At 61.6% G+C, this 20556-nt stretch carries 18 protein-coding genes; 13 read left to right on the forward strand and 5 right to left on the reverse strand.

What is annotated here, in order from left to right; genetic code table 11:
* Positions 1-47: 47 nt before the first annotated feature.
* Positions 48-1190 (forward strand): 4-phosphoerythronate dehydrogenase PdxB, encoded by a 1143-nt coding sequence (pdxB, locus tag CKW13_RS05745; protein WP_095107625.1) that lies wholly within the window; start codon positions 48-50, stop codon positions 1188-1190.
* A gap of 75 nt (positions 1191-1265) precedes the next feature.
* Here pdxB and CKW13_RS05750 read toward each other — a convergent pair whose 3' ends face one another.
* Positions 1266-1445: a PA1571 family protein gene (locus CKW13_RS05750; RefSeq protein ID WP_095107626.1), complete on the reverse strand. Its 180-nt coding sequence runs from the start codon at positions 1443-1445 to the stop codon at positions 1266-1268.
* A gap of 257 nt (positions 1446-1702) precedes the next feature.
* On the opposite strand from CKW13_RS05750, the gene CKW13_RS05755 reads away from it, so the two are divergent.
* Positions 1703-3475 (forward strand): ABC transporter transmembrane domain-containing protein, encoded by a 1773-nt coding sequence (locus tag CKW13_RS05755; RefSeq protein ID WP_176465055.1) that lies wholly within the window; start codon positions 1703-1705, stop codon positions 3473-3475.
* Positions 3476-3545: 70 nt separating this feature from the next.
* On the opposite strand, the gene CKW13_RS05760 is transcribed toward CKW13_RS05755, so the two are convergent.
* Positions 3546-5474 carry a transglycosylase SLT domain-containing protein gene (locus CKW13_RS05760; protein WP_095107628.1) on the reverse strand — a complete coding sequence of 643 codons (1929 nt, stop codon included), beginning with the start codon at positions 5472-5474 and terminating at the stop codon, positions 3546-3548.
* Between the two features lie 212 nt (positions 5475-5686).
* Between CKW13_RS05760 and CKW13_RS05765 the strand changes: the two genes are divergently transcribed.
* Positions 5687-7600, forward strand: coding sequence for an ATP-binding cassette domain-containing protein (locus CKW13_RS05765; RefSeq protein WP_095107629.1), 1914 nt, complete (start codon positions 5687-5689; stop codon positions 7598-7600).
* A 73-nt stretch (positions 7601-7673) separates the two neighbouring features.
* On the opposite strand, the gene CKW13_RS05770 is transcribed toward CKW13_RS05765, so the two are convergent.
* Positions 7674-8111, reverse strand: a complete 438-nt coding sequence (locus CKW13_RS05770; protein WP_095107630.1) for a universal stress protein — start codon at positions 8109-8111, stop codon at positions 7674-7676.
* A gap of 105 nt (positions 8112-8216) precedes the next feature.
* Between CKW13_RS05770 and CKW13_RS05775 the strand changes: the two genes are divergently transcribed.
* From CKW13_RS05775 to CKW13_RS05805, 7 genes are all read left to right on the forward strand, one after another.
* Positions 8217-8654 (forward strand): hypothetical protein, encoded by a 438-nt coding sequence (locus CKW13_RS05775; RefSeq protein ID WP_095107631.1) that lies wholly within the window; start codon positions 8217-8219, stop codon positions 8652-8654.
* A gap of 373 nt (positions 8655-9027) precedes the next feature.
* On the forward strand, positions 9028-11175 hold the full coding sequence (gene fadB, locus CKW13_RS05780; protein WP_095107632.1) for a fatty acid oxidation complex subunit alpha FadB: 2148 nt from the start codon (positions 9028-9030) through the stop codon (positions 11173-11175).
* A gap of 28 nt (positions 11176-11203) precedes the next feature.
* Complete coding sequence (gene fadA / locus CKW13_RS05785) at positions 11204-12379, forward strand: acetyl-CoA C-acyltransferase FadA (protein WP_095107633.1); 1176 nt, start codon at positions 11204-11206, stop codon at positions 12377-12379.
* A gap of 97 nt (positions 12380-12476) precedes the next feature.
* Positions 12477-12713: a DUF1653 domain-containing protein gene (locus CKW13_RS05790; protein ID WP_095107634.1), complete on the forward strand. Its 237-nt coding sequence runs from the start codon at positions 12477-12479 to the stop codon at positions 12711-12713.
* Between the two features lie 114 nt (positions 12714-12827).
* Positions 12828-15449, forward strand: coding sequence for a type I DNA topoisomerase (topA, locus tag CKW13_RS05795; RefSeq protein WP_095107635.1), 2622 nt, complete (start codon positions 12828-12830; stop codon positions 15447-15449).
* Positions 15450-15628: 179 nt separating this feature from the next.
* On the forward strand, positions 15629-16153 hold the full coding sequence (locus CKW13_RS05800) for a DUF6586 family protein (protein WP_095107636.1): 525 nt from the start codon (positions 15629-15631) through the stop codon (positions 16151-16153).
* Positions 16154-16285: 132 nt separating this feature from the next.
* Positions 16286-16519 carry a hypothetical protein gene (locus CKW13_RS05805; RefSeq protein ID WP_176465056.1) on the forward strand — a complete coding sequence of 78 codons (234 nt, stop codon included), beginning with the start codon at positions 16286-16288 and terminating at the stop codon, positions 16517-16519.
* A 65-nt stretch (positions 16520-16584) separates the two neighbouring features.
* On the opposite strand, the gene sulA is transcribed toward CKW13_RS05805, so the two are convergent.
* Together sulA and lexA are read right to left on the reverse strand one after the other, a co-directional pair.
* A complete protein-coding gene (gene sulA / locus CKW13_RS05810; RefSeq protein WP_095107638.1) occupies positions 16585-17052 on the reverse strand; it encodes an SOS-induced cell division inhibitor SulA in 468 nt (155 codons plus the stop codon).
* A 10-nt stretch (positions 17053-17062) separates the two neighbouring features.
* Positions 17063-17671 carry a transcriptional repressor LexA gene (lexA, locus tag CKW13_RS05815; RefSeq protein ID WP_095107639.1) on the reverse strand — a complete coding sequence of 203 codons (609 nt, stop codon included), beginning with the start codon at positions 17669-17671 and terminating at the stop codon, positions 17063-17065.
* Positions 17672-17923: 252 nt separating this feature from the next.
* Between lexA and CKW13_RS05820 the strand changes: the two genes are divergently transcribed.
* The 3 genes from CKW13_RS05820 to CKW13_RS05830 all read left to right on the forward strand — a co-directional run bounded on the left by CKW13_RS05820 (position 17924) and on the right by CKW13_RS05830 (position 20544).
* On the forward strand, positions 17924-18631 hold the full coding sequence (locus CKW13_RS05820; protein WP_095107640.1) for a TetR/AcrR family transcriptional regulator: 708 nt from the start codon (positions 17924-17926) through the stop codon (positions 18629-18631).
* Between the two features lie 164 nt (positions 18632-18795).
* Complete coding sequence (gene nagZ, locus CKW13_RS05825; protein WP_176465068.1) at positions 18796-19794, forward strand: beta-N-acetylhexosaminidase; 999 nt, start codon at positions 18796-18798, stop codon at positions 19792-19794.
* A 12-nt stretch (positions 19795-19806) separates the two neighbouring features.
* Positions 19807-20544 (forward strand): S-methyl-5'-thioinosine phosphorylase, encoded by a 738-nt coding sequence (locus CKW13_RS05830; RefSeq protein WP_095107642.1) that lies wholly within the window; start codon positions 19807-19809, stop codon positions 20542-20544.
* Positions 20545-20556 lie beyond the last annotated feature (12 nt).

A 20556-nucleotide genomic window follows, 5' to 3' on the forward strand; every position in this document is an offset into this window, starting at 1 on the left:
TGCCCCGCAAGGCGTGTACACTGCCGGTCCGCCAAAAGGAGCCTGCCATGCTGATTGTCGCTGACGAAAACATCCCCTTGCTCGATGCCTTTTTCCAGGGTTTCGGCGAAATCCGCCGCTTGCCGGGGCGCGCCATCGACCGCGCGGCGGTGGCGCAAGCCGATGTGTTGCTGGTGCGCTCGGTGACCCCGGTGGACCGCGTGCTGTTGGCCGGCAGCCAGGTCAAATTCGTCGGCACCTGCACCATCGGCACCGATCACCTGGACCTTGGCTACTTCGCCGAGGCCGGGATTGGCTGGTCCAGCGCGCCGGGCTGCAACGCCCGCGGGGTGGTCGATTATGTGCTGGGTAGCCTGTTGACCCTGGCCGAAATCGAAGGCGCCGACCTGGCCCGGCGCACCTACGGTGTGGTCGGGGCGGGGGAAGTGGGCGGGCGTTTGGTCAAGGTACTGCGCAGCTTGGGCTGGAACGTGCTGGTGTGCGACCCGCCTCGGCAAGCGGCCGGGGACGGAAGCTGCGTGAGCCTTGAGCAGATCATCGCCCAGTGCGACGTGATAAGCCTGCACACGCCCCTGACCCGCGAAGGCGCCGCGCCGACCTGGCACCTGTTCGACCGTGAGCGCTTGAACCGCTTGCGCCCCGGTACTTGGCTGCTGAACGCCAGCCGCGGCCCGGTGGTGGACAACCGGGCGCTGCGCGAGGTGCTGTTGCAGCGCGAAGACCTGCAAGCGGTGCTGGACGTGTGGGAGGGCGAACCGGCGGTGGACGTTGCCCTGGCCGACCTCTGCGTGCTCGCCACGCCCCATATCGCCGGCTACAGCCTCGATGGCAAGCAGCGTGGCACCGCGCAGATCTACCAGGCGTTCTGCCAGCACCTGGGCCAAGCGCCCCAAGTGCGCCTCGAAGATCTGCTACCGGCGCCCTGGCTGAGCCGCATCAGCCTGCACGGCGACTGCGACCCGGCCTGGGCCTTGGCCATGATCTGCCGTGGCGTCTACGACCCGCGGCGTGACGATGGGGATTTCCGTCGCAGCCTGATGGGCAGCGCCGAGGAACAACGCATCGCCTTCGACCTGTTGCGCAAACACTACCCGCCGCGTCGTGAAATCGACGGCTTGACCGTGCAGATCGACGGCGAGGCCCGCGGGTTACGGCAGATGGTCCAGGCCCTTGGCGCCACCGTGGTTTAACGAGGACTATGCCCGCTGGCTACCAGGCAGAAAAAACCCGGCCATGGGGCCGGGTCGGGAAGAGGGGGCGAGGCCTTATTCGTGCTCGGCGGGCTTGACCTGGCGCAGTTCCAGCTCGCGGCAGGCCTGTTGGATCATGTCTTCGGTGATCGGTACTTCACGACCCTCGGCGTCAATGATCGAGCAGCCCAGGGAGGCATGCTGCGGAATGCGGAACACTTCAATCTGGTCGTTGGTGCGGGTGTGCAAGGACATGGCCTGTCTCCTCATCAGGTTGTGTGCTTAATGTAGAACCGCCAGGTGACCAAGCTGTGACAGCTCCCTGTCGATTGGCCGGGCGGTCTGGTGGAGTCCATCAGAAACTGCCTACAAACTCCAGGGTGATGTTAGATCAATAGCCTCTAAGCTCTAGCGGCGGCGGTCATATTTAACCGGACTCATTGTGATTCACGGAAGTTCCACCCGATTCAGCGGGGCTCGGCGCCGCTGCCCTTTCACGATGGTGCTTGCAGATGACTTCTATGCTTTCTTCCCGTCAACGGCGCGCCCTGCGCCTGGCGCTTCACTTTATCGCGCCCTATCGCTGGCAGGCCCTGGGCGCTTTGCTGGCACTGATCGTCACGGCCGGCATCACGTTGTCCATGGGCCAGGGCATTCGCCTGCTGGTGGACCAGGGGTTCATGACCCGCTCACCGCACCTGCTCAACCAGTCCATTGGCCTGTTTCTGCTGTTGGTGCTAGGCCTGGCGGCGGGCACCTTCGCGCGGTTTTACCTGGTGTCGTGGATTGGCGAGCGCTGCGTCGCGGACATCCGTCGCCAGGTGTTCAACCACTTGATTTACTTGCACCCAGGCTTTTACGAGGGCAATCGCAGCTCCGAGATCCAGTCGCGCCTGACGGCTGACACCACCTTGCTGCAATCGGTGATCGGCTCGTCGCTGTCGCTGTTTCTGCGCAACGCCTTGATGGTGATCGGCGGCATCGTGCTGCTGTTTATCACCAACCCCAAGCTCACCAGCATCGTGGTCGTGGCCTTGCCCCTGGTGCTGGCGCCGATCCTGATCTTCGGCCGTCGGGTGCGCAGCCTGTCGCGCCTGAGCCAAGACCGTATCGCCGACGTCGGCAGCTACGTCTGCGAAACCCTGGGCCAGATCAAGACCGTACAGGCCTACAACCACCAGGCCCAGGACGAGCAGCGCTTTGCCGGCACCGTCGAGGCGGCGTTCGATACGGCGCGCAAGCGTATCGTCCAGCGTGCCTGGCTGATAACCCTGGTGATTGTCCTGGTGCTGGGCGCGGTGGGCGTGATGCTCTGGGTCGGCGGCATGGATGTGATCGCCGGGCGGATTACCGGCGGCGAGTTGGCGGCGTTCGTGTTTTACAGCCTGATCGTCGGCAGCGCCTTCGGTACGTTGAGCGAGGTGATCGGCGAATTGCAGCGTGCGGCGGGGGCGGCCGAACGGATCGCCGAGCTGCTGCAATCACCCAACGAAATCCAGGCTCCAAGCACTGATAAGGCCCGGTTGCCGCAGCGGGTCAGCGGTGAGTTGGCGTTGCAAGGCCTGCGTTTTTCCTATCCTTCAAGGCCGGAGCGTTTTGCCATTGATGGCCTCGACCTGCACGTTCGGGCTGGGGAAACCCTGGCGCTGGTGGGGCCTTCCGGTGCCGGCAAGTCCACACTGTTCGATTTGCTCCTGCGCTTCTACGACCCGCAGCAAGGGCAGATTTTGCTCGAAGGCCAGGCCCTGACCCAATTGGACCCGCAGGACGTGCGGCGCTGCTTTGCCCTGGTCTCGCAAAGCCCGGCGCTGTTTTTTGGCAGCGTCGAAGAGAACATCCGCTACGGCAACCCGCTGGCCACCCGCGAGCAGGTGGAAGACGCTGCGCGTACCGCCCACGCCCATGATTTCATCCTGCAACTGCCCGACGGCTACCAGACCCACCTCGGTGACGGTGGCCTGGGCCTTTCTGGGGGCCAGCGCCAGCGTTTGGCCATCGCCCGGGCGTTGTTGGTGGATGCGCCGATCCTACTGCTGGACGAAGCCACCAGCGCCCTCGACGCCCAGAGCGAACACTTGATCCAGCAAGCCCTGCCACGGCTGATGCACAACCGCACCACCCTGGTCATCGCCCATCGCCTGGCCACGGTGAAAAACGCCGACCGCATCGCCGTCATGGACCAAGGCAAACTGATCGCCATCGGCACCCACCAGCAATTGATCGCCAGCAATGCGTTGTATGCGCGCCTGGCGGCGTTGCAGTTCAGTGAACAGGAGGGGCGATAGCCCAAAAAAAACGCCTGCATTTCTCAATGAAGGCGTTTTTTTACTGCAAGTTTGCAGCTTGCAGCTGCCGCTACTGATCGTCGAAATAGCGTTCGTGCCAGTCCACCAGTGGTTGCGGCGAGTTGAGCTTTTGCCCGTAAATCACCGAATAAGACAGCACGTTTTGCACATATTGGCGGGTTTCGTCGAATGGGATGCTCTCGACCCACACGTCAAAGCTCAGGTGGTCGGCACCGCGTAGCCATTGGCGCACGCGGCCGGGGCCGGCGTTGTAGGCGGCCGAGGCGAGGACGCGGTTGCCGTTGAACTGGCTGTGGACCTGGCTCAGGTAGGCAGCGCCCAACTGGATGTTCTTGTCCGGCACCAGAACCTGCTGGGGCGAGGCGAGGGGGATGTTGAACTTGCGCGCGGTTTCCTTGGCGGTGCCGGGCATCAGTTGCATTAGGCCGCTGGCGCCGACGCCGGAGCGAGCGTCGTCCATGAAGGCACTTTCCTGGCGCGTGATGGCGAATACCCAGCTCGAGTGCAGGCCACGCACCTTGGCTTCGCGCACCAGGGTGTCGCGGTGGGCCATGGGGAAGCGGATGTCCAGGTCGTCCCAGTATTGCGCCTGGCTGATGGTACGGATGGCCGGGAAGTACCACTTCAGGTCGTAGGCCAGTTTGGCCTGGGCGACCATTTCGTCACGGTTGAAGTGGCGGCTGACGTGGTACCACTCGCGGCGCCCGTCAACGATTTGCCCGCGGGCGTGGAATTCCAGGGCGCGGCGCACGCCCGGGGTGTTGCGCACCTTGTTGACCAACTGCTGGCTGAGCACCAGCGGCTTGTTATTCAACTGGTAGGGCGACTGGGCGCGGTCGGCGGCCAGGAAGCCATAGAAATCGCGCTCGCGGGAGAGGTTTTTGTACAGCGCCTGCACTTGCGGGTTCTGCGGTTGCGCCAGTTCCAGGCTGCGGGCCTGCCAGTAGCGCCAGCGGTTGGTGGTGGCCAGGTCCTGGGGTAGGCGGCGGGTCAGCTCGTAGGCGTCGTCCCAGCGCGCCAGGCGCAACAGTAGGCGCAGGCGCCATTCGGACACGGTGTTGTCGCGCAGTTCCGGGTCGTACTTGGTCATCACGTCCAGGGCCCGACCATCGAAGCGTTTGGCCAGGGTCAGGCCGATTTCCCGGGCGATGGAGACTTTCTCGTCGCGGGAGAAATGCATGCTGGCGGCATAGCCGTCGAGCAGGGCCATGGCTTTTTGCGGGTCTTGGCGGGCGAGGCGGCGCAGGCCCAGGCCGACCACGTCGGACATGGCTTCGTCCACTGGGGTGAAGCGTGACGGTTGGCTCAGCAGCTCAGGCTTTTGCGCCACATCCACCAGCAGGCGGCCTTGCGGGGCGAGGGTGGTCAGGCCTTTTACCAGGCTGTTGGCCAGGGGGTAGTTGCGTGCATCCGCCGCGAGTTTGGCGCGCTGCCAGCGCTTTTGCTCGGTGAGCTGGCCTTGGGCCGCCCACTGGCCGAACAGCGCATCGCACGCCACCGGTTGGGTTTTGCCGGTGAGCCAGAGTTTTTCGGTGGTGGCGTAGCCTTGGGCTTTGAGGTTGTGGCTCAGTTGGTATTGGCCGTAGAGGCAGTCCAGCTCGGTGAAATTGAGCTTGGGGTCGTAGTACTTGATGAAGGGTTGCCAATCGCCCCGGTCGGCCAGCCAGCGCAACCAGCGTAGTTTCATCCAGTTGGCCTGGGGCAGGTCGCCATGTTCGGCGAGGAATTTCTCGATTTCGGCGTTGCTTGCGGTTTTCAAGCGCGCGGTCAGTTCGTCGTAGGCCAGGTAGGGCGTCAGCGGGTAATCGCTCAGGGCCTGGCTGTAGCGAAAGTAGGGGCCTGAATCGCCCTTGGCCAGGGCGCGTTTGGCTTCGTCGTAATACTGGCGTTGTTGGGACAGGTCCGCTGCCTGGGCGGTGTGAGCGGCGGTGGCAGAAAGAAGCAGACAAGATAAAAAGTTGACAAGGCGACTGCGCATGAGACGTCCGAACAGAGAAAACGTGGCGAGTGCCGAGGTTGCCAGCACTGATTGCCTGTAGCTTAGCCTTTTGCCAGCAAGCGGCGAAAGCTTTGCCGGCCTGTCGGTCTCAGTTCGCGACATTTGTCGGGCACAGTGCGCCGGCAACGAAATTGCCGGCCTTCTGAGGGCGCAAGTCAGGTAGAATGCGGCCCCGGTTTTTGGAGAAGAACATGACCCTGCTCAAATTCAGCGATGTGTCCCTTGCTTTCGGCGCTATGCCGTTGTTGGACAAGGTGTCCTGGCAGATCGCCCGTGGTGAGCGGGTGTGCATCATCGGCCGCAACGGCACAGGCAAGTCCAGCATGATGAAACTGGTCAAAGGTGACCAGAAGCCCGATGACGGCTCCGTGTGGCGTGCCCCGGGCTTGAAAATCGGTGAATTGCCGCAGGAATTGCCGGTGGCCGACGACCGGACCGTGTTCGACGTAGTGGCCCAGGGCCTGGACGGTGTCGGCGAGCTGCTCGCCCAGTACCACCACCTGAGCCAGAACATCGTCACCGACGCCGACCTGGACAAACTGATGCACGTCCAGCACGACCTCGAAGCCCGCGACGGCTGGCGCTTGCAGCAATTGGTCGATAGCACCCTGAGCCGCCTGCAATTGCCGGCGGACAAGACCCTGGCCGAGTTGTCCGGTGGCTGGCGCCGGCGCGTGCTGCTGGCCCAGGCGCTGGTGTCCGAGCCCGACCTGTTGCTGCTCGACGAACCGACGAACCACTTGGACATCGGTGCCATTGCCTGGCTTGAGGAAGCGTTGAAGGATTTCCAGGGCGCGGTGCTGTTCATCACCCACGACCGTTCCTTCCTGCAAAACCTGGCCACCCGCATCCTCGAACTGGACCGCGGTGGCCTGATCGACTGGAACGGCGACTACGCCAGTTTCCTCGTACACAAAGAGGCGACCCTGGCCGCCGAAGAAACCGCCAATGCGCTCTTCGACAAGAAGCTGGCCCAGGAAGAAGTGTGGATCCGCCAAGGCATCAAGGCGCGCCGCACCCGTAATGAAGGCCGCGTGCGTGCCCTCAAGGCCCTGCGCGTGGAGCGCAGCGAACGCCGCGAGCGCACCGGCAAGGCCAATCTGCAGCTCGACACCGCTGACAAGTCGGGCAAGCAGGTGATGGTGCTGGAGAACGTCAGCTTCGCCCGCCCGGGTGGGCCGCAGCTCATCAAGGATTTCTCCATGGTGCTGCAGCGCGGCGACCGCATTGGCCTGCTGGGCGCCAACGGTACCGGCAAGACCACCCTGCTCAAGCTGATGCTCAACGGCCTCAAGCCCACTGCGGGCACGGTGGAGGAGGGCACGCGGATCGACGTCGCCTACTTCGACCAGTTGCGCCATCAGTTGGACCTGGAAAAAACCGTGATCGACAACGTCGCCGAAGGCCGCGATTTTATCGATATCGACGGCCAGAGCCGCCATGTCCTGAGCTACCTGGGCGACTTCCTGTTCAGCCCGCAGCGTGCCCGCACGCCGGTCAAGGCGTTGTCGGGCGGTGAGCGTGCGCGCCTGCTGTTGGCCAAGCTGTTCAGCAAGCCAGCGAACCTGTTGGTGCTCGACGAGCCGACCAACGACCTGGACGTGGAAACCCTGGAGCTACTCGAAGAAGTGCTGTTGACCTTCAAGGGCACGGTGCTGATGGTCAGCCACGACCGGGCATTCCTCGACAACGTGGTTACCAGCACCCTGGTCTTCGAAGGCGAGGGCAAGGTCCGCGAATACGTGGGCGGCTACCAGGATTGGTTGCGTCAGGGCGGTTCGCCGAAACTGCTGGGCGTGGCCGAGAGTAAATCCGGCAAGGCTGACCTGAACTCGGCGGTGGTAGCCGCAGCGGCGCCCGCGCCCGCCCAGGAAGCGCCGGTGGCGAAGAAGAAGCTCAGCTACAAGTTGCAGCGCGAGTTGGAAGCCCTGCCAGGGGACATCGATGCCAAGGAGCAGCAGATTGCTGCGCTCGAAGCTGAGATGGCCGATGCGGGCTTCTACCAGCGTCCTGCCGCCGAAACGGCCAAGGTCATTGCCCATCTGGAGCAATTGCAGGCCGAGTTGGAGGTGTTGGTGGAGCGTTGGGCCGAGCTGGATGCCTGATCGATCTGCCTGAATCAAAAAAGCCCGGCCTCACTTCAGTGGGGCCGGGCTTTTCGTATGGGCTAGCGCGGGCTCAGCTTTTTACCAGCCTGACCGCCAGTACGTCGCAGGGCGCGCCGTGCAACACGTCATTGGCGGTGGAGCCGAGCAGCAGCGCCAAGCCATGGCGGCCGTGGCTGCCGACCACGATCAGGTCGCAACCCTGTTCCTTGGCCAGATGATGGATTTCCTGGCGCGGCTGACCGTAGGTCAGGTGGCTGTTTTCCTTGGACAGCTCCGGGTACTTGGCCATCAGGCGATCCAGGCGCTCCTTGGCCTGGTCGAACTGCTGTTGCTGCAATTGGGAAAGGTCCATCGGTACGTCGCCGCCGAAGGCCATGGCCATGGGTTCGACGATGTGCACCAGTGACAGCTTGGCGCTACCACTGACTGCCAGTTCGCGGGCGCGCTTAATGACCGGGTCGCATTCTTCGGTGAGGTCGACGGCGACCAGAATGTGTTCATAGTGCATGGGGGAGACCTCCAAAGGCTTGCGATAGAAGGGAAGTATGGCTGGTTTCAAGCGGATGGCTTTGCGTCAGGTCAAATCCGCTCATCAAGAATCGGGAGTACACATATGACGGTCTGGATAGTGGTGTCAATCCTTGCGCTGATTCTCAGCCCGCTCGCCTGGCTGCGGCCTTCACGCCAGCAGAGCGGTCGCATGGCCTTGCGCATGGAGGCTCGGCGCATAGGGCTGGCCATGCAATTGGCCCCGCAGGAGTGGCCGCACTGGATGTCGCCGGAGCCGCCCAACCCCTGTGCGCAGTACCATCGCCCCCGGCGCAGTGCCCAGCGCCCCTGCTGGAGTTACTGGCAGTCGGCGCCGGGAGTGTGGGTCAACCAATGGCGCGAAGTGTGCGAGGACGAGGCGATGCTGGTGCATTTGCGCACCTTGCCGGCCAATGCCTACAAGGTCGAGGCAGATCAGCAGATGATTACCCTGTATTGGGGCGAGAAGGGTGAGGCGAGCGTCCTGCAGGCCATCGCCGCTGTACTTAAAGCCCTGGCCTGAATTCGATGTTTGGCCGCGCCTGTCAGGTGCAGCGTTGTTTAGGGCGACTTTTCTAATTATTGACTCTATGAATGTTCCGGCATATGCCGCAGGGCGGGCATCCCTGCGTGCTGGCGAAATGACCGTAAAGTCGCGTTCTAGCCCGTGTTTTGGGCGATTGACAATTGTTCGAAATTCCTTGAAGGTGGCGTACCCAAATCAAACGGGCGTATGAATTGAGCGTTTGTATTACAGAGCGTTCCTACGAAACCCGACTATCGCGTTGGCGGGTGTGCCTGGCGGATTGGCGTAGCATCGACGGTGACGTCAGTGCCGAGCCAGAAGTTAGCTTCCGACGTGTACTGTTCAGCTTCCATATCGTGGAGATCAGTTGATGATTTACGAAGGTAAAGCCATCACGGTTAAAGCTCTTGAGAGTGGCATCGTCGAATTGAAATTCGACCTCAAGGGTGAGTCCGTCAACAAGTTCAACCGTCTAACCCTGAACGAACTGCGTCAGGCAGTAGACACCATCAAGGCAGACGCTTCGGTCAAGGGTGTCATCGTCACCAGCGGCAAGGACGTGTTCATCGTCGGCGCCGACATCACCGAATTCGTCGACAACTTCAAGCTGCCGGATGCAGAGCTGGTTGCAGGCAACCTCGAAGCCAACAAAATTTTCAGCGACTTCGAAGACCTGAATGTTCCGACCGTTGCCGCGATCAACGGCATCGCCCTGGGTGGTGGTCTGGAAATGTGCCTGGCGGCGGATTACCGCGTCATGGCCAGCAGCGCGAAAATCGGCCTGCCGGAAGTCAAACTGGGCATTTACCCAGGCTTCGGCGGTACTGTGCGCCTGCCGCGCATCATCGGTGCCGACAACGCTATCGAGTGGATTGCCGCTGGCAAGGAAAACCGTGCCGAAGACGCCCTGAAAGTCGGTGCCGTCGATGCAGTCGTGGCCCTGGACAAGCTCCAGGAAGCCGCACTGAACCTGGTCAAGGGCGCCATCTCGGGCCAGTTCGACTACAAGGCCAAGCGCCAGCCAAAACTGGAAAAGCTCAAGCTCAACGCCATCGAACAAATGATGTCGTTCGAGACCGCCAAGGGCTTCGTGGCCGGCCAGGCTGGCCCGAACTACCCGGCGCCGGTCGAAGCGATCAAGACCATCCAGAAAGCCGCGAACTTCGGTCGCGACAAAGCCCTGGAAGTTGAAGCCGCAGGCTTCGTCAAGCTGGCCAAGACCTCTGCCGCGCAGAGCCTGATCGGCCTGTTCCTGAACGATCAGGAACTGAAGAAAAAAGCCAAGGCCTATGACGAAATTGCCCGCGACGTGAAGCAGGCTGCCGTTCTCGGCGCCGGCATCATGGGCGGCGGCATCGCCTATCAGTCGGCGTCCAAAGGCACGCCGATCCTGATGAAGGACATTAACGAGCACGGTATCGAGCAGGGTCTGGCCGAAGCCGCCAAGCTGCTGGTTGGCCGCGTAGACAAAGGCCGCATGACTGCCGCGAAAATGGCCGAAGTGCTCAACGGCATTCGTCCGACCCTGTCCTACGGTGATTTCGGCCACGTCGACCTGGTGGTCGAGGCAGTGGTCGAGAACCCTAAAGTCAAGCAAGCCGTGCTGGCTGAAGTGGAAGACAAGGTCAAGGAAGACACCATCCTGGCGTCCAACACCTCGACCATTTCCATCAGCCTGCTGGCCAAGGCCCTCAAGCGTCCTGAAAATTTCGTCGGCATGCACTTCTTCAACCCGGTGCACATGATGCCGCTGGTGGAAGTGATCCGTGGCGAGAAGTCCAGCGAGCTGGCCGTGGCCACTACCGTTGCCTATGCCAAGAAAATGGGCAAGAACCCGATTGTGGTCAACGACTGCCCTGGGTTCTTGGTCAACCGCGTGCTGTTCCCGTACTTTGGCGGTTTCGCCAAGTTGGTCAGCGCTGGCGTGGACTTTGTGCGCATCGACAAGGTCATGGAAAAATTCGGCTGGCCGATGGGCCCTGCCTACCTGATGGACGTGGTCGGCATCGACACCGGCCACCACGGCCGTGATGTTATGGCCGAAGGCTTCCCGGACCGCATGAAAGATGACCGTCGCTCGGCCATCGACGTGCTCTACGAAGCCAAGCGCCTGGGCCAGAAGAATGGCAAGGGCTTCTACGCCTACGAGACCGACAAGAAGGGCAAGCAGAAGAAAGTCGCCGACCCGTCGGTGCTGGAAGTGCTCAAGCCAATCGTTTACGAACAGCGTGAAGTGAGCGACGAAGACATCATCAACTGGATGATGATCCCGCTGTGCATGGAAACCGTGCGTTGCCTGGAAGACGGCATCGTCGAAACCGCTGCCGAAGCCGACATGGGCTTGGTCTACGGCATTGGTTTCCCTCCGTTCCGTGGCGGTGCGTTGCGTTACATCGATTCGATGGGTGTAGCGGCCTTCGTCGCCCTGGCTGACCAGTACGCTGATCTGGGCGCGCTGTACCACCCGACTGCGAAGCTGCGCGAGATGGCCAAAAACGGCCAAAGCTTCTTCGGTTAAGCGCCCAACGACTAGAGCGAGAATATTTATGAGCTTGAATCCAAGAGACGTCGTGATTGTTGACTTCGGTCGCACTCCGATGGGCCGCTCCAAGGGCGGCATGCACCGCAACACCCGTGCCGAAGACATGTCGGCGCACCTGATTAGCAAGCTGCTGGAACGCAACGTCAAGGTCGACCCGAACGAAGTCGAAGACGTGATCTGGGGCTGCGTCAACCAGACCCTGGAGCAAGGCTGGAACATCGCGCGCATGGCGTCGCTGATGACCCAGATCCCGCACACGGCGGCCGGCCAGACCGTCAGCCGCCTCTGCGGTTCGTCGATGAGTGCCCTGCATACCGCGGCGCAAGCGATCATGACCGGCAACGGTGATGTGTTTGTGGTCGGTGGCGTGGAGCACATGGGCCACGTCAGTATGATGCACGGTGTCGACCCGAACCCGCACATGTCCCTGTACGCGGCGAAAGCCTCGGGCATGATGGGCCTGACCGCGGAAATGCTCGGCAAGATGCACGGCATCACTCGTGAAGCCCAGGACGCCTTCGGCGTGCGCTCCCACCAGTTGGCCCACAAGGCCACGGTGGAAGGCAAGTTCAAGGATGAAATCATCCCGATGCAGGGTTACGACGAAAACGGTTTCCTGAAACTGTTCGACTACGACGAAACCATCCGTCCCGAAACCACCCTGGAAAGCCTGGCGGCCCTCAAGCCGGCCTTCAATCCAAAGGGCGGCACCGTGACGGCCGGTACTTCCTCGCAGATCACCGATGGTGCCTCGTGCATGATCGTGATGTCGGCCCAGCGTGCCCAGGACCTGGGGATCCAGCCTCTGGCGGTGATCCGTTCCATGGCCGTAGCAGGTGTGGACCCGGCGATCATGGGCTATGGTCCAGTTCCGGCAACGCAGAAAGCCCTTAAGCGCGCCGGCCTTGGCATCAACGATATCGACTTCTTCGAGCTCAACGAAGCCTTCGCGGCACAGGCCCTGCCCGTGCTCAAGGATCTGAAAGTGCTCGACAAGATGAACGAGAAGGTTAACCTGCACGGCGGCGCGATCGCCCTGGGCCACCCATTCGGCTGCTCCGGTGCGCGTATCTCCGGCACGTTGCTCAATGTGATGAAGCAAAATGGTGGCACCTTCGGGGTGGCGACCATGTGCATTGGCCTCGGTCAGGGCATCTCCACCGTGTTCGAACGCGTTTAAGCGATCGGTTACGGAAGCCGGGGCCATGTGCCCCGGTTTTTTGTTTTTAGTCGTTTTTTTACTTTTTATTTTTGATCGTTTGCGTGAGGGCCGAAGCATGTCTGTCCAACCTGGGCTCTATCAGCATTACAAAGGTCCGCAGTACCGCGTTTTCAACGTGGCGCGGCACTCCGAGACTGAAGAAGAAGTGGTCTTCTACCAAGCGCTGTATGGCGATTGCGGCTTTTGGGTGCGCCCCTTGAGCATGTTCCTGGAGTCGGTCGAAGTTGACGGCGAACAGGTCCCGCGCTTTGCTTTGATTCAGGCCGAACCCAGCCTTTTTTCACAGGCTTGAGGGCGGTGCGGGCAAAACCCTGCGCTTGACCTCACCTTGTTGCCACTATATATAGCGGTGCCGCGTCAGGCGCCAACCGCCTTTCACTTCTAGAATTCAGGAATTTTCTGATCCATGGGCAAATCGCTGGTCATTGTGGAATCCCCGGCTAAGGCCAAGACCATCAACAAGTATCTGGGCAACCAATACGTGGTGAAGTCGAGTATCGGCCATATCCGAGACCTGCCCACCAGCGGTTCGGCTAGCGCCAGCAAAGAGCCTGCTGCCAAGCGTGGCAAGGCCGCCGCCGGTGAGGCGCCCGCGCTCTCGCCCAAGGAGAAGGCGCGCAAGCAGCTTGTCTCGCGCATGGGTGTGGACCCCGAACACGGCTGGAAAGCCCAGTACGAGATCCTTCCGGGCAAAGAGAAGGTCATCGAAGAGCTGCGCCGGCTCGCCAAGGATGCTGACACCATCTATCTCGCGACGGACTTGGACCGCGAGGGGGAAGCCATTGCCTGGCACCTGCGCGAAGCCATCGGTGGCGACGACAGCCGCTACAAGCGTGTGGTGTTCAACGAAATCACCAAGAAAGCCATCCAGGAAGCCTTCTCCAAGCCGGGCGAGCTGGACATCGACCGCGTCAACGCCCAGCAGGCGCGGCGGTTCCTCGACCGTGTGGTGGGCTACATGGTTTCGCCACTGCTGTGGGCCAAGATCGCCCGTGGCCTGTCGGCTGGCCGGGTGCAATCGGTTGCGGTGAAGCTGGTGGTCGAGCGTGAGCGTGAGATCCGTGCGTTCATTCCCGAAGAATACTGGGAGGTCCACGCCGACCTCGGCACTGCCAAGGGCGCCAGCGTGCGCTTCGAAGTGGCCCGCGAGAACGGCGAAGCCTTCAAACCGCTGAACGAAGCCCAGGCCATGGCCGCGCTGGAGAAACTCAAGTCTTCGGCCTACACCATCGCCAAACGTGAAGACAAGCCGACCAGCAGCAAGCCGTCGGCACCGTTCATCACCTCCACGCTGCAGCAGGCCGCGAGTAATCGCCTGGGCTTTGGCGTGAAGAAGACCATGATGATGGCACAGCGCTTGTACGAGGCCGGCTACATCACTTATATGCGTACCGACTCGACCAACCTCTCGGCCGATGCCGTGGCGATGGCGCGTACTTACATCGAAGGAGAATTCGGCGGCAAATACCTGCCGGAAACCCCGAACGTCTACAGCAGCAAGGAAGGCGCCCAGGAGGCTCACGAAGCGATTCGCCCTTCGGACGTCAACACCGACCCGAGCAAGCTGTCGGGCATGGAACGTGACGCTGAACGCCTCTACGAGCTGATCTGGCGCCAGTTCGTCGCCTGCCAGATGCTGCCGGCCAAATATTTGTCCACCACTGTCAGCGTCGCCGCCAGCGGCTTCGAGCTGCGTGCCAAGGGCCGCATCCTCAAGTTTGACGGCTACACCCGCGTGATGCCGCAAATGGCCAAGCCAGGCGACGACGACGTGCTACCGGATATGGCTCAGGGCGATGTGCTCAAGCTCATCAAGCTCGACCCGAGCCAGCACTTCACCAAGCCACCGGCACGTTACTCGGAAGCGAGCCTGGTCAAGGAGATGGAAAAGCGCGGTATCGGCCGCCCGTCGACCTATGCGGCGATCATTTCCACCATCCAGGATCGCGGCTACGTGGCGCTGCACAATCGCCGTTTCTATTCGGAGAAGATGGGTGACATCGTTACCGAGCGCTTGTCCGAGAGTTTCTCCAACCTGATGGACTACGGCTTCACCGCCGGCATGGAAGAGAACCTCGACGACGTGGCTCAGGGCGAGCGGGACTGGAAAAGCGTGCTTGACGAGTTCTACGGCGACTTCAAGAAAAAACTCGAAGTCGCGGAAAGCCCGGAAAACGGCATGCGCGCCAACCAGCCGGTCATGACCGACATCCCATGCACCACTTGCGGGCGGCCGATGCAGATCCGCACCGCGTCCACCGGGGTGTTCCTGGGTTGCTCAGGCTACAGCCTGCCGCCGAAAGAGCGCTGCAAGGCCACGGTCAACCTGGTGCCGGGCGACGAAATCGCTGCCGACGACGAGGGCGAGTCTGAATCCCTGGTGCTGCGCGGCAAGCACCGCTGCCCGATCTGCAGCACCGCGATGGATGCGTACCTGCTGGATGAAAAGCGCAAGCTGCATATCTGCGGTAACAACCCCGATTGCAATGGCTATGAGATCGAAGAAGGCACCTATCGGATCAAGGGTTATGAAGGCCCCAGCCTGGAGTGCGACAAGTGCGGCAGCGAGATGCAGCTCAAGACTGGCCGTTTCGGCAAGTTCTTCGGTTGCACCAATGCCGCATGCAAGAACACCCGTAAACTGCTGAAAAGCGGCGAAGCGGCACCGCCGAAGATGGACCCGGTGAAAATGCCGGAGCTCAAGTGCGAGAAGGTTAACGACACCTACATCTTGCGTGACGGCGCGTCTGGCTTGTTCCTGGCGGCCAGCCAGTTCCCGAAAAACCGCGAAACCCGTGCACCGCTGGTGATGGAAATCGTGCCGCACAAGGACGAGATCGATCCGAAGTACCACTTCCTCTGCGCGGCCCCACAGAAGGACCCGGACGGTCGTCCGGCCGTCATTCGCTACAGCCGCAAGACTAAGGAGCAGTACGTGCAGACCGAAGTGGATGGCAAGCCGACAGGCTGGCGCGCGTTCTACGAAGGTGGAAAATGGAAGGTTGAAGACAAGCGCCAGGGCGCGTGACGAAGGCGGGCGGCTGACCTCTCTGTCGGTGCGCCTCTGCCTGATTCGTCCTGGTAGCAGAAAGCCGCATGCGAACCCTCGGGTTGGCCTGCGGTTTTTTTTGGCTTGCGGCGGCTGTGACTGATCCGTGACACTGTTAAGCCAGTACTACGCCCTATTTCGCTGTGGAGAGTGCCGTCATGGCCTTTGAGCTCTATACCCGTACCAATCAGAAAATATACTTCGCCGGGCTGTCGCTAGAGGCGCTGGCCCGGGCTGAAGAGGGGCGGGCGATGAACTCCCTGGCGCTGATCCAGGCAGGTCGCGAGTCCGCGTTGTTTCACCTATACGGGGCCTTACTGGGGTTGTGCCATGAAATTGCCGGTTTCTACCGTTTGCCTCAAGCCAATTCCCCGCGGGCGGAGTTGTTGCTGACCCGAGAGGTGCTAGAGGCGGTGGCTATTCCGGAAATGGCAGAAATGGTGGAGTTGGCCAACAACCCCGAAACCTGGCTGGCGAAGTTGTTGGCGGCTCATGCCGCGTTGTTCCAGCCGCCCCGGGCGCCGCATAAGCCCAAGGGCGACGTCACTCAGCCGTTGATCGTCGCGGTTAATCTCGATGAAGAGCTAGGGCCTGAAGAATTGAGCCGTGAAGAACTGGAGAGCTGGCGGCAACACCTTAAAAGCCTGGCTATTCGCTTTCGCGACGGGCTTAACGAGTGCTAAGCGAGTTAGAGCCAAGCCAGGGTTTTGCCTGACTGGGGAAACAGACCAGTCGCTCATGCATTAGTCGCAACACCAAGCGCATCCGGGCCTATGGCTGATACAATGCCGGCCTTTCGTGGAGAGCAAATTTTTATGCCAACGTCCTTTCTGGAAATTGTTGAGTTGCCTGACGGCCGTATAGAGCTGCGCCGGGCTGAGGACGAGGGTTCTCTGGTGACTTTGGATTTTTCTGAAGATGCCAAGGTGTTTCTGCAAGGCCAACATGTCGAAGTAGCCAAGGCGATGTTGAGTGTTGGCGTGCAGATGGCAGGCCGTCTCGCTGAAGGTGAGCTGGAGAAGGAAAGCGGGCCGCGGGTGCTGCACTGAGTCCGTTGGTCGGTTTCGCTTCTGTTGCGTCACCCCGGCTTCTCCATTCGTGAGAGGCCTCGTTATCAACCCAGGCGAATGTTCAGGCTTTGTGCATCCCCGGTGCGGGCGGCACTGATAAGTTGCTGGCGCATGCTCGATGGCAGCGGGTTGAGCCAACTGACGACGGTGTGGCTACGGCCCAGGCGCAGGGCCTCGCACGTCAATTGCTGGGCGCTTTGCATACCGCGCGGTTGCAGTAGCAGGATGCGTTCGCGGTTAAGGCCAGCATCGCGCAGCCAGGCCTGGGTCAGGCTGGCGGGTGGGGCGATCAGGGTCAGCCAGCGAGCGTCCTGATCCTGGCTCAGTTGCCTGAGGATCGGCGCCAGTAGGTTCAGGCAGTTCCCGGCTGCTCCACGCAGCGACAGCTCGCTAAAGACTTCGGGCTCGGCGCTCCAGGGCGATTCGACCACGTCTTTGAGGATGGGCGCTTGCGCCATGAAGGCTTCGAACAACGGCAGTTGAGCTTGCTGTGAGGTATAGGGGAACTGCATAAAGCCTCCTTTAGCGGCGAATGACGCCGACACTCAGACCTTCGATCACCAGTTCCTGATCTTTCAGGTTGACTTCGATAGGGGCGAACTCGGGGTTCTCAGCAATTAGCCAGACTTTGCTGCCTTCACGCTTGAACCGCTTGACCGTCACTTCGTCGCCCAGGCGGGCGACGACAATCTGGCCATTACGAGCTTCACGGGTGGTGTGTACCGCCAGCAGGTCGCCATCGAGGATGCCGACGTCCTTCATGCTCATGCCGTGTACCCGCAGCAGGTAGTCGGCGCGAGGGTGGAAGAAGGTTGGGTTGATGTTGCAGGACTCTTCGATGTGCTGCTGAGCCAGGATCGGCGCGCCAGCGGCAACACGACCGATGATCGGCAGGCTCGACTCGTCGGTTTCGGCTTCGAAACCAGGGATACGGATACCCCGTGAAGCGCCCGGGGTCATTTCGATAGCGCCCTTGCGTGCCAGGGCCTTGAGGTGTTCTTCGGCGGCATTGGGGGACTTGAATTCCAGTTTCTGCGCGATTTCCGCCCGGGTAGGGGGGAAACCGTTTTCTTTGAGGCAGTCTTTGATAAAGGCCAGGATCTCGGCTTGGCGTGGCGTCAGTTTTATCATGTCGATCGCTCTGTCTTTTTATACAGTGACTGGGATTATATACAGTGAAGGCGTCTTGGCAATCCTCCTTTTTCCGGCGCCCGCCGAACGGTTGAATAAGGGCGCACGCTAGGGTTGTCGTAGCGAGGTCCTACAGGGTTTTCCTTGTGTGATTAAATAGGTGACTGGTCGGCCGGAAAACGGACAGGCAGGCTTGACAAGACATAAGCTGAAACGTATGTTTCAAACAAGTGTTTGTCAGGTAGAGTAACCATGGCCCAGTCGGAAACCGTTGAACGCATTCTTGATGCTGCCGAGCAGTTGTTCGCGGAAAAAGGGTTCGCTGAAACTTCATTGCGCCTTATCACCAGCAAGGCCGGGGTCAACCTGGCGGCGGTGAATTATCATTTCGGCTCGAAAAAGGCGCTGATCCAGGCAGTGTTCTCGCGCTTCCTGGGGCCTTTTTGCATCAGCCTGGACCGGGAACTGGAACGCCGCCAGGCCAAGCCTGACAGCAAGCCAAGCCTGGAAGAACTGCTGGAAATCCTTGTCGAACAGGCTCTCGTGGTGCAACCGCGCAGCGGCAATGACCTGTCTATCTTCATGCGTTTGCTTGGCTTGGCCTTCAGCCAGAGCCAGGGCCACCTGCGGCGTTACCTGGAGGACATGTACGGCAAGGTGTTCCGCCGCTACATGATGCTCGTCAATGAGGCCGCGCCGCGGATCCCGCCGATCGAGTTATTCTGGCGCGTGCACTTCATGCTCGGTGCTGCGGCGTTCAGTATGTCCGGCATCAAGGCCTTGCGCGCCATTGCCGAGACCGATTTTGGCGTCAATACCTCGATTGAGCAGGTAATGCGCCTGATGGTGCCATTCCTCGCGGCTGGCATGCGCGCCGAAACCGGGGTCACTGACGACACCATGGCCAGCGCCCAGTTGCGGCCGCGGGTCAAGTCCACGCCGGCGCCTGCCAAGGTTTAGTGGCCGGTGGGTGGGCGCGGCGGCTGACATCCGCTAAGCTTGCCGCCCATGTCGACTCCCGTTCCAGACTCTCTCCTTACCCTGCACCGACCCGCGCCCGCCGAGCTTCGCTCCTGGCGGCGCAGTCGTGTGCCCGTAATAAAGGAATCGCTATGACCGGTGCCCTGCAAGGCTCCCTGATGGTGGATGTGGCCGGTACCTGGCTGACCTCCGAAGACCGTCACCTGTTGCGCCAGCCCGAGGTGGGCGGCCTGATTATTTTTGCGCGCAACATTGAGCACCCACGCCAGGTGCGCGAACTCAGTGCCTCGATTCGCGCCGTACGCCCGGACCTGCTGCTGGCAGTGGACCAGGAAGGCGGCCGCGTCCAGCGCCTGCGTCAGGGTTTTGTGCGCCTGCCGGCGATGCGGGCAATTGCCGACAATCCCAACGCCGAGGTGTTAGCCGAGCACTGTGGTTGGATCATGGCCACTGAAGTGCTGGCTGTTGGCCTGGATTTGAGCTTCGCCCCGGTGCTCGACCTCGATTACCAACGCAGCGCAGTGGTGGGGAGCCGTTCGTTCGAGGGCGACCCGCAGCGTACCGCGCTGCTGGCCGGGGCCTTCATTCGCGGCATGAACAGCGCCGGCATGGCGGCCACGGGCAAGCATTTTCCCGGCCACGGCTGGGCGGAGGCTGATTCCCACGTGGCGATTCCCGTCGATGAGCGCAGCCTCGAGGAGATCCGCGCCAATGACCTGGTGCCGTTCGCCCGTTTGAGCCAGCAACTGGCCGCCGTGATGCCGGCCCACGTGATCTACCCCCAGGTAGACAGCCAGCCTGCCGGGTTCTCGCGCCGCTGGTTGCAGGACATCCTGCGGGGCGAGTTGCAATTTGATGGGGTGATTTTCAGCGATGACCTGTCGATGGCCGGTGCCCATGTGGTGGGCGATGCGGCCAGTCGGATCGAGGCCGCCCTATCTGCCGGTTGCGACATGGGCCTGGTATGCAATGACCGGGCGGCGGCCGAGTTGGCCTTGTGCGCGGCCCAGCGCCTGAAGATCACGCCCAGCCCGCGTATCGCGCGGATGCGCGGCCAGGGTTTCGCCGGCACCGAGTACCGCCAGGACCCGCGCTGGCTCGCAGCCATTGGCGCCCTCAAAGACGCTCAATTGATTGATTAAAGGAAACTTGCAATGACGGTTTACGCGATTATCGGCGGCACCGGGCTGACTCAGCTCGAAGGTTTGAACATCCGCCAGTCGTTGCCGCTGGATACGCCCTACGGCGCGCCGTCGGCCGAGATCCAGGTGGGCGAATACGCTGGGCGCGAGGTGCTGTTCCTCGCACGTCACGGCCATCCGCATCGTGTTGCGCCCCATCAGGTCAACTACCGCGCCAACCTGTGGGCGTTGAAGCAAGCCGGGGCCGAGGCGATCCTGGCGGTCAATGCGGTCGGTGGGATTCACGCGGCCATGGGCACCGGGCATTTCTGTGTGCCGCACCAAGTGATCGACTACACCAGCGGCCGCGAGCACACCTACTTTGCCGATGACCTGGAATACGTGACCCACATCGATTTCAGCTACCCCTACAGCGAGCCGCTGCGCGAGCGTCTGATCGCGGCGCTGGCCGCTCAAGGTTGCGCCTACAGCAGCCATGGCGTGTATGCCTGCACCCAAGGGCCGCGCCTGGAAACCGTGGCCGAGATTGCGCGCCTGGAGCGTGACGGTTGCGACATCGTGGGCATGACTGGCATGCCGGAAGCGGCCCTGGCCCGTGAGCTGGGCCTGGACTATGCGTGCCTGGCCCTGGTGGTCAACCCGGCGGCGGGCAAGTCCACGGCGGTGATTACCATGGCGCAAATCGAGCAGGCGCTGCATGACGGCATGGGCCTGGCGAAGGCGACCCTGGCTCGGGTGTTGATGGCATAAGTGCAGTTCGGG

It is taken from the genome of Pseudomonas sp. Irchel 3E20 (genome assembly GCF_900187645.1).
GTDB lineage: Bacteria > Pseudomonadota > Gammaproteobacteria > Pseudomonadales > Pseudomonadaceae > Aquipseudomonas.